The 14293-nt window shown below is 67.8% G+C and carries 14 protein-coding genes; 9 read left to right on the forward strand and 5 right to left on the reverse strand.

From position 1 onward, the window contains the following. Positions 1 to 73: 73 nt before the first annotated feature. Complete coding sequence (locus tag AAF184_05075) at positions 74 to 376, forward strand: DUF4398 domain-containing protein (GenBank protein MEO0421683.1); 303 nt, start codon at positions 74 to 76, stop codon at positions 374 to 376. 15 nt (positions 377 to 391) lie between these two features. Next, positions 392 to 694 (forward strand): acylphosphatase, encoded by a 303-nt coding sequence (locus tag AAF184_05080; protein ID MEO0421684.1) that lies wholly within the window; start codon positions 392 to 394, stop codon positions 692 to 694. Here the strand turns inward: AAF184_05080 and AAF184_05085 are convergent, their stop codons facing one another. Next, positions 695 to 1243: a lytic transglycosylase domain-containing protein gene (locus AAF184_05085; GenBank protein MEO0421685.1), complete on the reverse strand. Its 549-nt coding sequence runs from the start codon at positions 1241 to 1243 to the stop codon at positions 695 to 697. A 112-nt stretch (positions 1244 to 1355) separates the two neighbouring features. Further along, complete coding sequence (locus tag AAF184_05090) at positions 1356 to 3074, reverse strand: proline--tRNA ligase (protein ID MEO0421686.1); 1719 nt, start codon at positions 3072 to 3074, stop codon at positions 1356 to 1358. Positions 3075 to 3257: 183 nt separating this feature from the next. On the opposite strand from AAF184_05090, the gene AAF184_05095 reads away from it, so the two are divergent. Next, on the forward strand, positions 3258 to 4046 hold the full coding sequence (locus tag AAF184_05095; GenBank protein MEO0421687.1) for a uracil-DNA glycosylase: 789 nt from the start codon (positions 3258 to 3260) through the stop codon (positions 4044 to 4046). Then, positions 4043 to 4555 (forward strand): ribosomal protein S18-alanine N-acetyltransferase, encoded by a 513-nt coding sequence (gene rimI, locus AAF184_05100; protein ID MEO0421688.1) that lies wholly within the window; start codon positions 4043 to 4045, stop codon positions 4553 to 4555. Before AAF184_05095 ends, rimI begins: the two co-directional genes overlap by 4 nt. A 14-nt stretch (positions 4556 to 4569) precedes the next feature. Here the strand turns inward: rimI and AAF184_05105 are convergent, their stop codons facing one another. Genes AAF184_05105 through galE form a run of 3 tightly spaced genes read right to left on the reverse strand, consistent with a single transcriptional unit; the run spans position 4570 to position 8410 of the window. After that, the gene (locus tag AAF184_05105) at positions 4570 to 5823 is read right to left on the reverse strand and encodes a pyridoxal-dependent decarboxylase, exosortase A system-associated (GenBank protein MEO0421689.1); all 1254 of its coding nucleotides are present in this window, start codon (positions 5821 to 5823) and stop codon (positions 4570 to 4572) included. Next, positions 5820 to 7421 (reverse strand): acyl-CoA ligase (AMP-forming), exosortase A system-associated, encoded by a 1602-nt coding sequence (locus tag AAF184_05110; GenBank protein ID MEO0421690.1) that lies wholly within the window; start codon positions 7419 to 7421, stop codon positions 5820 to 5822. Before AAF184_05110 ends, AAF184_05105 begins: the two co-directional genes overlap by 4 nt. Further along, positions 7418 to 8410: a UDP-glucose 4-epimerase GalE gene (galE, locus tag AAF184_05115; protein MEO0421691.1), complete on the reverse strand. Its 993-nt coding sequence runs from the start codon at positions 8408 to 8410 to the stop codon at positions 7418 to 7420. Before galE ends, AAF184_05110 begins: the two co-directional genes overlap by 4 nt. A 264-nt stretch (positions 8411 to 8674) precedes the next feature. Here galE and AAF184_05120 point away from each other — a divergent pair, with 264 nt between their 5' ends. The 5 genes from AAF184_05120 to dusA all read left to right on the forward strand — a co-directional run bounded on the left by AAF184_05120 (position 8675) and on the right by dusA (position 14218). Further along, positions 8675 to 10378, forward strand: a complete 1704-nt coding sequence (locus AAF184_05120; GenBank protein MEO0421692.1) for a hypothetical protein — start codon at positions 8675 to 8677, stop codon at positions 10376 to 10378. A 9-nt stretch (positions 10379 to 10387) separates the two neighbouring features. Further along, complete coding sequence (locus AAF184_05125; protein ID MEO0421693.1) at positions 10388 to 10984, forward strand: hypothetical protein; 597 nt, start codon at positions 10388 to 10390, stop codon at positions 10982 to 10984. A gap of 92 nt (positions 10985 to 11076) precedes the next feature. Continuing rightward, the gene (locus tag AAF184_05130; protein MEO0421694.1) at positions 11077 to 12207 is read left to right on the forward strand and encodes a carboxylate-amine ligase; all 1131 of its coding nucleotides are present in this window, start codon (positions 11077 to 11079) and stop codon (positions 12205 to 12207) included. 98 nt (positions 12208 to 12305) lie between these two features. Continuing rightward, positions 12306 to 13211, forward strand: coding sequence for a CorA family divalent cation transporter (locus tag AAF184_05135; GenBank protein ID MEO0421695.1), 906 nt, complete (start codon positions 12306 to 12308; stop codon positions 13209 to 13211). Then, positions 13208 to 14218: a tRNA dihydrouridine(20/20a) synthase DusA gene (gene dusA, locus AAF184_05140; GenBank protein MEO0421696.1), complete on the forward strand. Its 1011-nt coding sequence runs from the start codon at positions 13208 to 13210 to the stop codon at positions 14216 to 14218. Before AAF184_05135 ends, dusA begins: the two co-directional genes overlap by 4 nt. Positions 14219 to 14293 lie beyond the last annotated feature (75 nt).

Below are 14293 nucleotides of genomic sequence, written 5' to 3' on the forward strand. Positions count from 1 at the left end.
GACCCTGCTTGACGGGTCCTTCGAGCCGCTGCTACCGTCGAATGGTCGGTAGACGTACGCGAAGACAAGAAATATGAGACGGATCACCTTGGTGGCATTGCTCGGGGCCGTAGCAGCGTTGGCTGCAGGGTGCGCCTCGACTCCGCCGGTGCAGGAACTCAGCGACGCGCGTCAGGCGATCATGGCAGCTGAAGATGCCGGGGCTGATCGCTACGCAACGGCTCGCCTCAACGCCGCCCAGATGCTGCTCTCGAGCGCCGAAGAGAAGCTCCAGGAGCAGGACTACCGCGGTGCGCGCACAGATGCGGTAAGCGCCCATTCGCGCGCCGTCGAAGCACGCGTCATCGCCAGGGCCAGCCTCCCCGAGAACCGCTGAACCCTCCACCCGCACATGGCCCCTGAAGGATCGCCATCACCCCTAGCGGCGCGACGCTGCTGGGTGAGCGGTCGCGTGCAGGGCGTCGCCTTCAGGGCCAACACCGCTCGCCAAGCGCAGGCCTTAGGCATCCGTGGCTACGCGCGCAATCTGCCCGATGGACGTGTGGAGGTGCTCGCCTGCGGTGCCGACGAGGCACTCGAGGCGCTGATCGCGTGGCTCCACCAAGGCCCCTTGTTCGCCCGCGTAGATGCCGTGCAGGTGGCGCAGGTGGACCCGGGCGTTGAACAGATTCCCGCCGATTTCACTACCGGCTGACTAGAGTCGATACCAGCGAGAACGCAGGCGATCGAGCACCTTGTAGGGGTAGGTGCGACGGCCGAGGCTGCCGTTGTAGCGCGCCAGGGCGCGGATCAGGTCGCCCTTCTCCAGGTCGTAGTAGTAGCGCAGGATGGTGCAGCCGTAGCGCAGGTTCACCGGTACCTTGAAGAGGTTGTCGTCGGGGCGACCGATCTCATCCAACCAGAAGGGCATGATCTGCATGAGCCCGCGCGCGCCGGCGCTCGAGATGGCGTAGCGGTCGAAGTTGCTCTCGACATCGATCACGGCCAGTACCAACTCGGGCGCGAGGTCCACCCGCGCCGCCTCCGCATGCACCAACTTGAGCAGCTCGAGGCGCTCCTTCGTGTCGGGCAATTTGCGCGAGAGCCGCGTGGACATGTCCACCAGCCAGACCTCGGCATCGAAGCGGTCGCGAAAGCTGTCCGCTTCGTTGACCGCCTCCACCAGCAGGCGGCGCAGGGCCGGGTCAGGAGCGGGCGTGGTCTCGCCAGCTTGGGCCAGGGCAGGTGGTGTCGCGATGAGCATCGCCCATCCGAGCGCCGCGGCCGCCGCCCAGCGCGCGCGTCGCTTGCGCCCGCGACGCGGGACCGCCTGCTCGTCCCTGTGCGCGCATGGGGTGTCCAAGCGTACGATCGTCTTAGGCGTCTCGGCCTAGCGCCGAGCGCAGGCGATCGATCAGATCCGCCTGCGGGATATGCTCAGGATCAGCCGCTGCCCGGTCCTTGAGCTCCAAGGTGCCCGCGTCCAGGCCGCGCTCCGAGATCACCACGCGCCAGGGGATCCCGATGAGGTCCATGTCGGCGAACTTCACCCCCGGGCGGGCGTCGCGATCGTCGAGCAACACATCGAAGCCCGCCTCACGCAGGCGGTCGTAGAGGGCATCGGCCGCTTCCCGTACACGGTAGGACTTGTGCGCGTTGAGGGGGACCAGCGCCACCTGGAAGGGGGCGAGGGCGGTGGGCCAGATGATGCCGCGCTCATCGTGGTTCTGTTCGATGGCCGCGGCGACGATGCGCGTGATGCCGATGCCGTAGCAGCCCATCTGCAGCGTTTGCTGCTCGCCGTTCTCGTCGGGGACCGCTGCCCCCATCGCTTTGCTGTACTTGTCGCCGAGCTGGAAGATGTGGCCCACCTCGATGCCGCGCACGATCTCGAGCGTGCCCACTCCGTCTGGACTCGCATCGCCCTCGACTACGTTGCGCAGGTCGGCAGCCTGCGGTTGCGGCAGGTCACGGCCGAAGTTGACGCCGGTCAGGTGCTGTTCCTTCTCGTTGGCGCCGCAGACGAAGTCGCCCATGGCGAGCACCGTGTGGTCGGCGATGATCGGGCAGGACAGGCCGACGGGCCCAAGGTAGCCAGGGGCGCATCCTGCGGCGGCTTGGATGGCCTCTGGCGAGGCCATACGCAGGGGCGAGGCCACGGCATCGAGTTGCTGCGCCTTGACCGCGTTCAGCTCGTGATCGCCGCGGACCAACAGCGCCACTAGCCCGCCGTCGTCACTGCCCTCGACGAGGAGGGTCTTCACGCAGGATGACGCGGCGATGCCTAGCTGTTCCGTCAGGGCGTCGATGGTGCGGGCACCGGGGGTGTGCACCTTGCTCATGTCGGCGGCGGGTGCCGCGCGCGCCGCCGCGGGCATGGGCGCGGGGGCGAGCTCCACATTGGAGGCGAAGGGCCCCTCGTCGCTCACCGCGATGGCGTCCTCGCCGGAATCGGCGAGGACGTGGAACTCGTGCGACACGGCGCCGCCGATGTTGCCGCTGTCGGCGGTGACCGCACGGAAGCGCAGCCCCAGGCGCTCGAAGACTTGCGAGTAGGCCTGGTGCATGCGTTGGTAGGTCTCGCCGAGGGACTCCGCGCCCACGTGGAAGCTGTACGCATCCTTCATGATGAACTCACGCGAGCGCATCACCCCGAAGCGCGGGCGGATCTCGTCGCGGAACTTCGTTTGCACCTGGTAGTAGGTCACGGGTAGCTGGCGGTAGCTCAGGATATCGCGACGAACGATGTCCGTGATCACCTCCTCGTGGGTCGGCCCGTAGCAGAACCAACGCTCGTGACGGTCTTGCAGGCGCAACAGCTCACGGCCCATCTGATCCCAGCGACCGGTCTCCTGCCACAGTTCCATCGGATGCACCGACGGCAGCAGTAGCTCATGGGCGCCGGCTGCGTCCATCTCCTCCCGGACGACCTGAGAGACCCGGCGCAGCACGGCGAGTCCGAGCGGCATCCAGGAGTAGAGGCCGGCGGCGAGCTTGCGGATCAGGCCCGCGCGCAGCATCAGCTGGTGGCTGATGATCTCCGCATCGGCCGGCGCCTCGCGGGCGGTCTGCAGGGGCAGGGTGGAGAGTCGCACGATTCTTAAGGTCCTTCGGGTTGGCCACGCGGGGCGTGGGAGCTGGCGGGCGCCGACGGTAGGCGCGAAACAGGTGGGGATTCTACCCGCTTCGGGTAATCCAGCGGCGCCGGGGATGGCGAGACCGGCGGCGGGGGCGGTACCCTGATCACCGTCCGTGGTACGGCTTGAGGAGAATTGTCGGTGGGGTTGGATCGACGCGCCCGTCGCGCGCTTTCGCTGATGGGGATAGAGCGCTGGACGCTGCGAGGTGGCGAGGGCGAGGCCCTGACGGACGACGCACCGGCGCGCGAGACTGCGGTTGCGCCGGCACCGACCCCCGCGCCAGCCCCAGCGTCGTCCCCGTCGCCATCTCTGGTGGCGACCAGCCCGGCGCCCGCCACCCTACCGCTCGCCGACACGATCAACGTAGACGCCATGGACGTGGACGCCCTGCGCGCCACCGTGGCGGGCTGCCAGCGCTGCGCCCTGCACAGCACGCGCACCCACACGGTGTTCGGCGTCGGGAGCTTGCAGGCGGACTGGATGTTCGTAGGGGAAGCCCCGGGGGCGCAGGAAGATCGTCAGGGCGAGCCGTTCGTCGGCCGCGCCGGCCAACTCCTGAACGCCATGCTGGCCGCCACGGGCCGCGAGCGTCAGGAGGTGTTCATCGCCAACGTGCTCAAATGCCGCCCGCCGAACAACCGTGATCCGAGCGCCGACGAGGCTGCTCAGTGCGCGCCCTACCTGCAGCGGCAGATCGCCTTGATCCGGCCGAAGGTCATCATCGCCCTCGGACGTATCGCCGCCCAGCGCCTGCTGGGCGTGGATACGCCGCTCGGTCGACTTCGCGGACGCGCCCATCAGTGGCAAACTGACAGCGGTCCGGTGCCCTTGGTGGTGACCTACCACCCGGCCTACCTGCTTCGCAGCCCGGGCGAGAAACGTAAGGCGTGGGAAGACCTGCGCCTGATTATGGAGCTCAGTGCATGAGTGCGGCCAGCGCAGAAGCCTCCGTCATCGTCCGCGCGATGGGCGAGGATGACCTCCCGGCGGTGTGGGCGCTCGAGAAGGGCGCCTACCAATACCCGTGGAGCCAGACGATCTTTCGCGACTGCCTGCGCGTAGGTTATTGCTGCCGTGTGGCCGAGCAGGGCGGCGTGCTCCACGGCTACTCCATCATGAGTGTGGCGGTGGGCGAGGCTCACCTATTGAATCTGTGCGTCGGCGTGGATTCGCGGGCGCGTGGCTACGGCCGCAAGCTCCTCGACAAGGTCATCGGCGAGGCGGCGCTGCTGAACGCGACGCGCCTGTTCCTCGAGGTGCGACCCACCAATCACGCCGCTCGGGGCCTCTACGACTCGCTGGGCTTTCGCACCATCGGGCGCCGCACGGCCTACTACAAGGCGCCCCAGGGCCGCGAGGACGCCTTGGTGTTGGCCCTAGACTTAGGCCCCGCCGAGCCGGACGCAGCGTCCCGGGATCCCCACGACCCCCGCTAGGAGGCCAGGGCCGCCTAGACCAGCATTTCCCGCGAGCTCGGGTGCGATAGGAACGCGCTCGGCGAGGCCGTCGGCCCGTAGGCACCCGACTGCAGCACAGCGATGAGATCGCCCTCCTGCGCGGGCGGCAACGCCATACGATCGCCAAGCAGGTCGAGGGGCGTGCAGAGGGGGCCCACGACGGACTGCACCTCACGTGCCTGCTCGTGCATGCGCGAGGCGACGACCACGGGGTAGTTCTTGCGCAAGACCTGTCCGAAGTTGCCCGACGCGGCGAGCTGATGGTGCAGGCCGCCATCCGTGATCAGGAACGGATGCCCGCGCGAGATCTTCCGGTCGACCACACGGCACACGTAGAGGCCCGCTTCGCCCACCAGGAAGCGCCCCAATTCCATGATGATCTGGGTCTCCCGCAGGGGCGCGGGCAGATCTGCCATGGTGCGGCGAAGGGCGTCCCCGACCGCGGCCAGATCGAGCGGCGTCTCGCCAGGGAAGTAGGGGATACCCAAGCCGCCGCCGATGTTGACGTGGGCCATGGGGGCCGGCGCCGCCGCGGCGAGCTCGGCGGCGAGGGCCAGGGTCTTGGTTTGCGACTCGATGATGGCTTCGGCGCGCAGGTTCTGGGAGCCGCTGTAGATGTGCAGGCCAACGAACTGCACCGGTAGGCTGGCCGCTTCGCGCAGCATGTCCGGCACGCGTTCGGCATCGACGCCGAACTGCTGCGAGCCCCCGCCCATCTTCATGCCCGACGTCTTCAGCTGGAAGTCTGGGTTGACGCGTACGGCTACCTTGGCAGGTACGTCGAGGCGCTCGGCGATGGCGGCCACGCGCCGCATCTCCGTCTCGGACTCGAGGTTGATGGTGGCGCCCGAGGCCACGGCCTGGGTCAGCTCGCCCTCCTGCTTACCGGGACCGGCGAAGCTGATCCGTTCGGCGGGCATACCGGCATCCAGGGCCACGCGCAGCTCGGCCCCCGAGGCCACGTCGAGGCCGTCCACCAGGCCCGCCATGTAGCCCACCACCGCAGGCATCGGGTTGGCCTTCATCGCGTAGTGCAGGTGGAGCGCCTTCGGCATGGTGTCGCGAAGGGCTTGTACGCGCGCCGCCATGGCCGCGCGCGAGTAGATGAACAGCGGCGTGCCGCCCGCCTCTTCCACCAACAGGTTCAGGGGGCGACCGTCTACTTCAAGGAAGCCGTTGGCGGCTCCGCTGTGAAAGAACGGATGCTCTGCGTGGGCCGGTGGGGCCTTCTTCTTTGCTTCGCTCATGCGCCATCCTCGTCGAACTCGTTGGCGTAGGTGTTCGCCAGCTGGGTGCGGTCCAGCTTGCCGTTGGGGTTGCGCGGTAGGCTGTCCACCCACGCTACGGCGGCGGGTTGCATGAAGTTGGGCAGGCGGCCCTGCAGGTGGGCCCGCAATGCCTGCTCGCTCTCCTCGGCCTGGGTGTTTGCCTTGGCCACGCATACCAGCACGATCGCCTGCCCCGCTTCGGGGTGGCGTACGCCGACGGCGGCCGCCTCGGCCACCGAGCCGGACCCGTAGGCCTCCTCTTCCACCTCCGCCGGGCTCACGCGGTAGCCGGAGGTCTTGATCATGTCGTCCTGGCGACCGACGAAGTAGAGATAGCCGTCCGCGTCCTTGCGCACCGTGTCGCCGGACCAGACGGCCACTTCCTCGAGCGGGGAGCCGTTGGTGGTGGGCAGGGCTTTGAAGCGGCGTGCCGTACGCTCGGGATCGTTCCAGTAGCCGAGCGATACCAGCGCCCCGCGGTGGACCAGCTCGCCCGGCTCGTCGGGATCGCAGGGCGAGCCGTCCGGGCGTAGCACCATCACCTCGGCGTTGGGGATGGCGCGGCCGATCGAATCGGGGCGAGCATCCACCTGATCCGGCGGCAGGTAGGTGGAGCGGAAGGCTTCGGTAAGCCCGTACATTAGGTAGAACTGGGTGTTCTGGAGCGATTCGCGCAGGGCGGCGAGGGTGCGCTTGGGCATGGCGCCGCCCGAGTTGGTGGCGTAGCGCAGGGTGCGGCGTGCCGCTTCCGGCCACTCGAGCCCGGCGAGCTGCACCCACAGCGGCGGCACGGCGGCAAGGCCGGTCACGCCGTGCTTCTCGATGGCGCGCACCACGTCGCGGGGCATCAGGTAGTCGAGCAGCACCACGCTGGCGCCGACGCTGAACGCCGTGGTGAGCTGGCTGAAGCCGTAGTCGAAGCTGAAGGGCAGGGCTGCCAGGAGGCGATCCTGCGCCGTGTTCTCCAGGTACTCCGCCACGCTCAGGGCGCCCGCCACCATGTTGGCGTGCGAGAGCACGACCCCTTTGGGTTTGCCCGTGCTGCCACTGGTGTAGAGGATGGCGGCAACGTCCCGATCGATCACCCTATGCGGTGTCGCCTCGGGAGCGTCGGTCAGCGCCGACCACCCGATCACCGGGCGGTCGCCGAGGGGCTCGAGCTCCTCCCCCTCCTTGGCGTCCGTGAGCACGATCAGGCGCAGGGCGGGGCAGTCGGCGAGGGTCGGGGCGAGCTGGCGCAGGCGAGACTTCGCCGTGATCAGCACGCGCACATCGCAATCGTTGAGGATGTGACCGATCTGGGGTGGCTTGAGCACCGGGTTGACCGGCACGAACACGCCCCCGGCGATCGCAGCGCCGAACAGGCTGGCCACCGTCTCCAACTGCTTGGGCAGGTACACGGCGACGCGCTCCTGGCGCTCGAGGCCGGTCTTGAGCAACCCGTGGGCGACGGCGCGCGCGGCGTTCGCCAGTTCGGCGTAGCTTTGCTCGCGCTTGCCGTGCAGCGCCGCGCTCGCGTCGGGCCAGCGGGCCGCAGCCTCGAGCAGAAGTCCGTGAATCAGACCAGTGTGGCTCACGAGTTGCGAAGCTCCTTTAGCTTGTGTTCCCAGGCGAGCGACGTGCGCACGATGACGTCAAGGTCGTCGTAGCGCGGGGTCCATTGGAGCACGTCGCGAATTCGGTCGGCGCGGGCGATCAGGGTCGGGGGGTCGCCTGCGCGTCGTCCTTCCTCGATCACCTTCAGCGGGCTGCCGTGGGCGCGGGTTACCGCATCGATCACCTCACGCACGCTGAAGCCACGCCCATAGCCACAGTTGAGGGTGAGCGACTCACCACCACCGCGCAGGTGATCGACGGCCCGTACGTGGGCGTCGGCGAGGTCTTCCACATGGATGTAGTCACGCACGCCGGTGCCATCTGGCGTGTCGTAGTCCGTGCCGAAGATCTTCACGTGATCGCGCACACCTGCGGCCACCTCACAGGTCACTTTGGTGAGTAGGGTTGCCTGACGGGTCGATTGACCGATGCGCTGGCCGGGGTCGCAGCCAGCGACATTGAAGTAGCGCAGGGCCACGTAGTCCATGTCGCCGGCGGCCGACAGGTCGCGCAGCATCCATTCGCTCATCAACTTGGAGCTGCCGTAGGGGTTGATGGGAGCGGTCGGGTCGGTCTCCTCGCAGACACCGCTGCCCGGTGTGCCGTAGACGGCGGCTGTCGAGGAGAAGATAAAGCGACGGACACCGGCTTCGCGGCAACAGCGCAACATGTTGAGTGTTGCCGCGGTGTTGTTCTGGTAGTAGCGCAGCGGATCTGCGACGCTCTCCGGCACGATGGTACGAGCGGCGAAGTGGATCACTGTGTCGACCTGGTGCTCGTCGAGAAGTTGGAGGACGAGTTCGCGATCACCGGTGTTGCCTTCGACCAGTGCGCCGTAGAGGACTGCGTCGCTGAAGCCAGTGGAGAGGTCGTCCAAGGTGACCGTGCGCTCACCGCGCTCTCCGAGCTGTCGCACGACGTGGCTGCCGATGTAGCCGGCGCCGCCGGTGACGAGTATCGCGTTGCTCATGGGGGTGTCTGACTCGAGGGTGATTGGGATGACGTCCTGAGGAGTACGCCGCTGCTCGGCGCCCTCCGCCGGCGCGATGATAGCAGCGCAACAAGTCGGCGCGCTTCAGGGGCAGTTCAGCCTCGGCGCGCCACACTGACCCCAAGGTGCTGTCGGGTGCGTCCCGCCGCTTTCGCCAATCGCAAACTGTGCCACGGCACTCGTGCGGGATCCGTGCATAAGTCACGCGAGCTGTGAACAATCGCTGAGCAGGAGAGCAATCGAATGAGATCAGTCGACGACGGAAGGATCGCCCACCGCGGCCTCGTCCTCTGCCTGCTGACGACGTTGGCCCTGGGCCTCGCGGCCTGTGGCGGCGGCGGAGGCGGTGGTGGCGGCACCGGAGGTGATGGTGGCGACGCCGGAGGCGGCGGTGGTGGCGGCGATACTGGTGGTGGCGGCGGCGGTGGCGCCGCGCCCGACGTGACCATCAGCGGCAAGGTTCAGTTTGAGCGGGTGCCGCACACGGGCACTGGCCCCCTGGACTACAACGCCGTCTTCGATGTGCCCGTGCGCCAGGCTGTTGTGCAGGCGGTGAGCAGTACCGGCTCGGTGCTCGAGACCGCGCGCACGGACGACGCCGGCGACTACTCCCTGGTCGTGCCCGGCGAGACTCAGCTCTTCATTCGCGTGCGCGCCGAGATTGTCGACTCCGGCGGGCGCTGGGACTTCAAAGTGGTGGACAACACCAGCAACGGCGCCTTGTACGTGCTGGACGGTGCCGTTGCCAGCAGCGGCGACGCCGATTCCGTGCGCGACCTGACGGCACAGACCGGCTGGAACGGCTTCTCCTACGCCAGCGCCCGCGCAGCCGGCCCCTTCGCGATCCTCGATTCGGTCAACGAGGCCCGTCTGGCCGTGTTGGCGGTCGATCCCGACGTGAGCTTCGAGGCGCTGACCCTCAATTGGAGCCCCGACAACCGACCCGTGTCGGGATCGCGAGCCAACGGCGAGATCGGCACCACCTTCTACACCGCCAACGAGATCTTCGTGCTCGGCGCGGAGAACAACGACACGGACGAGTACGACGGCCATGTCGTGGTTCATGAGTTCGGGCACTTCTTCGAGGACACCCTCTCGCGTGCCGACAGCGTCGGTGGCCCTCACACCACCGCCGATATCCTCGATCCGCGCGTCGCCTTCAGCGAGGGCTTCGGCTACGCCTGGGCGGGGATCGTGCTCGGCGATGCGGTGACTCAGGACTCCTTCGGTAACGATCAGTCGCTCGGCTTCATCATCGACGTCGATGCCAACGTCAACGCCAACCCGGGCTGGTACAGCGAGGGCTCGGCGCAGTCGATCCTCTTCGACCTGTTCGACGCAGACGACGACGGCGTCGACAACATCGCCCTCGGCTTTCAGCCCCTCTACGACGTGCTGGTGAACACCCAGCGCACCAGCGACGCCTTCACCACCGTCTTCAGCTACGTCGACGCCCTCAAGACCGCCCGACCCGCGGATGCAGCGGCGATCGATGCGGTAGTGGCGGCGCAGGACATCGTGAGCGCCACCATCGAGCCCTTCGCGAGCACCGAGACCAACGATGCCGGCAATGCGGACGTACTGCCCGTCTACACCGAAATCACCGTGGGCGGGCCGGCGCGGACCGTATGCTCGATCGACACCTTTGGTGACTTCAACAAACTCTCCAACCGTCGCTTCCTATGGTTCGACGTCGCGGCGTCGGGGCGCTACGAGGTCACCGTGACGGGGCCCAACGGCTCCGACCCGGACATCGTGCTCTGGCAGCGCGGCTTCGTGGCGATCTCCCAGCTCGAGACCAACGGTCAGGAGACCCTGACCACCCCGGTGCTCGCCCCCGGTCGCTACTTGCTGGAGGTCTATGAGGGGAGCTTCGTCTTCACCAATTTGGCTGGCGGTGTACCTAGCGGTCGCGCCTGCCTCGACGTCTCCGTCGCCACTAGCTAGGAGAGAGTCATGAACGTAGCTAAGAGACCATCATTCACCGCGCTTACCCTCGCGGCCCTCGCGCTGCTGACCCAAGGCGCGGTCGCGGCCGAGCAGAGCGCGGCCTATCCCGAGCACTTGCTCACGGGGTCGAGCCACCCGAGCTTCAGCAAGGCGGCGATGGGTCACCTGCCGGCCACCGCGTACGCCACCAAGGCGCCGATCGCCCTGAGCTGGCGCCTGGCGGCACCGCCGCGCCTGGGCGAACCGGTCGCCATCACCCTGGACTTCCGCGCCCTCACCGGCCTCTCGGCGCAGGTGCGGTTGGCCGGCGAAGAGGGGCTCGAGGTGAACTCGCCGGACTTCGAGATCGGGCACCGCGCTGCACGGGAGCACTGGACTCAGCAGGTGCTGGTCACCCCGACCCTCGCATCGCGTCGCTACCTGAACGTGGTGGTGAGCACCCTGGACGATACGGGCGCGCGGCGCATGCGCGGCTTTGCCGTGCCCGTGGTGGTCGATCCCGGCGCCGCCCGAGCTAAGGCGAACGCTCGGGTGAGCACGGATGCCCACGGCGTCGCGGTGCGCTCGATGCCAGCCCGTGAGGAGGTGCGCGCCGCGCCCTAGTGCTAGTGCGCGCCGCAGGGCGGCGCGTTGCAAAGCTCCCCCGGATTGCCCATGCTCGCAGCGGATGACCGCCGCGAGGGATGCCGACCATGCTGAGGGAGCCGCCGTTCACCATCGGGATCGAGGAGGAGTACCTGCTCGTCGATCGCGAGACCCGCGATACCGCCCAGGAGCCGCCGGAGGAGATGATGGCCTCCTGCGCCGCCAGGTGCGATGACCAGGTCACGCCTGAGTTCCTGCGCGCCCAGATCGAGATCGGCACCCGCGTGTGCAAGAACGTGGCGGAGGCGCGCGAGGAGCTCAAGCACTTGCGCGGCACCATCGTCGAGGTGGCGGGGGAGTACGGCCTCGCGCCGATTGCGGCCTCCTCCCATCCCTTCGCTAACTGGCACCAGCAAAAGCGCACCTCCAAGGATCGCTATGCGGCCCTGGAGACGGCGATGCAGGCCTCGGCCCGGCGCCTGTTGATCTGCGGCATGCACGTGCATGTGGGCATCGACGATGACGAACTGCGCATCGACCTGATGAATCAGTTCACCTACTTCCTGCCGCACCTGCTCGCGCTCTCTTGCTCCTCGCCCTTTTGGGAGGGATCGGATACGGGGCTTCAGTCCTACCGACTGACCGTATTCGATGGGCTTCCTCGCACGCGCCTGCCGGAGAGCTTCTCGAGCTTTGCCGAGTTCGAACGCCATGTGGCGGTGCTGGTGAAGTCGGGCGTACTCGAGGACTCGTCCAAGATCTGGTGGGACATCCGGCCGAGCTCGCGCTACCAGACCCTGGAGACGCGGGTCATGGACGTGTGCACTCGCCTAGAGGATTCCTTGACTCTCGCCGCGCTCACCCAATGCCTGATGCGCTTCCTGTTCCGCCTGCGTCGCGGCAATCAGCGCTGGCGTAACTTCGCCAACATGCTGATCCAGGAGAATCGCTGGCGCGCGATGCGCTACGGGTGTGACGGTGGGCTGATCGACTTCGGTATCTCCCAGGTGGTGCCCTACCAGAGCCTGCTCGATGAGATGCTGGACCTGATCGCGGAGGATGCTGAGTTCTTCGGCTGCACGAGCGAGGTCGAACGGGCCCGCGACATCGTGACCCGGGGCAACAGCGCACGACGTCAGGTCGCCGCCCATGCCGAGGCGATCGCTTCGGGGGCGAGCAAGGAGCAGGCGCTGCGCGCCGTGGTGGACATGCTGATCGAAGAGACGGCGATGGACCTGTGAGTGCGTCGGCCCAGGCGCCTCTGACTCAAGAAATACCTGATACCCTCGCTTGGCGCGTCGACAGCCATGGCGCCGCCCAGAGCGTCGAGCCAGACGCGGTGCTCGAAGGCGTCGCCGACACCGGATACGTGTGGGTACATCTGCGCCGCGATGCCCCTGGCAACGCGCAGTGGCTGAAGGCACAGTCGGGCCTGCCCGTGGTGATCACCGATGGCCTCAGCGCGGACGACACGCGCCCCAGGGTCACCTTGCATGAGCCCGGCGCGCTGGTGAACCTGCGCGCCGTCAACCTCACGCCGGGGGCCGAGCCCGAGGACATGATCTCGGTGCGCTTGTGGGTGGACGCGGATCGGGTGGTGGGCGTCTGGCTGCGTCCCATGCGCGTCATCGCCGGGCTCCACGAGGCGCTCGCGCGCGGTCGAGGACCCAACTCGCCGGGCGATTTCGTGGCCCGCCTCGCCACGAGGATCGTCGAGGGCATCGAACCGGTGGTGGCGGCGCTCAACGATGCGGTCGATGACCTGGAGGAGGCCGGCGAGAACCTGCAACGCGGCGCCCTGAGCGAGCAGCGGTCGCGGCTCGCTGATCTGCGTCGGCGGGCCATCGCCCTACGCCGCTTCATGGCCCCCCAGCGCGATGCCCTGTCGGCCCTCGCGAGCGAAGAACTCCCCTGGCTCACGCGCACCGCCCGCAGCGGCCTGCGCGAGGCCTCCGACCGTACCACCCGCCTCGCCGAGGAGTTGGAGGCCGTGCGCGAGCGCGTCGGGGCTGCCCAAGACCAACTGCTCGACCGGCGCAGCGAGGAGATGAACCGCACCATGATGCTGCTGGCGGTCGTCACCGCCTTGTTCCTACCCCTGGGGCTGCTGACGGGCTTGCTCGGTATCAACGTGGGTGGAATGCCCGGGGTGGAGTCACCGAATGCCTTCTGGCTCGTCTGCGGGATGCTGTTGGGCTTGGGGCTGGCGCTTTTCGCCGCCTTCCGTTGGCGCGGGTGGCTATGAGCCCGCCCGCCCACCGCCTCTCGGTCGCACCGATGATGGAGTGGACCGACCGGCACTGCCGCTATTTCCTGCGCCTGCTGGCGCCGCGCGCGCAGCTCTACACGGAGATGGTGGTGGCCGCGGCGATCGTGCACGGTGATCGCGATCGCTTCCTCGCCTTCGACGGTGCCGAACACCCGCTGGTACTTCAGCTCGGCGGTAGTGACCCCGCCCAACTCGCGCAAGCCGCGCGCGTCGCACGCGAGGCGTACGGCTACGATGAGATCAACCTGAACGTCGGCTGCCCCAGTGATCGCGTGCAGTCGGGCCGCTTCGGCGCCTGCCTGATGCGCGAACCCGATCTCGTCGCGCGCTGCCTGGAGTCGATGGCGCGTGCGGTGGACGTGCCCGTGACCGTCAAGACCCGTTTGGGCGTGGATGAGCAGGACAGCTACGAGTTCCTCGTTGAGTTCCTCGAGGCCGTCCGTGCGGTCGGATGCGGCACCGTGATCTTGCATGCGCGCAAGGCGCTGCTGAGTGGTCTGAGCCCGAAGCAGAACCGCGAGATTCCACCGCTGGACTACGCACGTGTGCAACGGGTGAAGCGCGACTTCCCGCAGCTGACGGTGGTGATCAACGGTGGCATCGCCAGCGCTGAGCTCGCCCTGGAGCAGCTCGAGGCAGGCCTGGACGGCGTGATGGTGGGGCGCATGGCCTACCACGACCCCTGGCGCTTTGCGGCCCTGGAGCAAGCGGTGTTCGGTAGCGAACGCCCGCCGAATCGGGCCAGCGTGGTGCTCGCCTTCGAGCCCTATTTGCGCGATCAGCACGCCCGCGGCGTGCCGCTCAAGGTGATGACCCGTCACCTCTGTGGATTGTTTAGTGGCTGCTACGGCGCGCGGCGCTGGCGCCGGGCCATGTCCGATCCAGCGCTGATCGCCGAACACCAGCTGGACATTCTGCGCTACGGACTCTCGTTGGTCAGCGAGGCGCCGGTCCCATCCGACGACGTCGCGAGCCCCGTGTAAAGAACTCGATCTGTCACTCGATTGGACAGCAGCCCTAGCCAACCGGAGAATACGCGCGGTTGTGGGCGCGGCAGC

Source organism: Pseudomonadota bacterium, from assembly GCA_039815145.1.
In the GTDB taxonomy this organism is placed as follows: Bacteria; Pseudomonadota; Gammaproteobacteria; order Steroidobacterales; family JBCBZW01; genus JBCBZW01.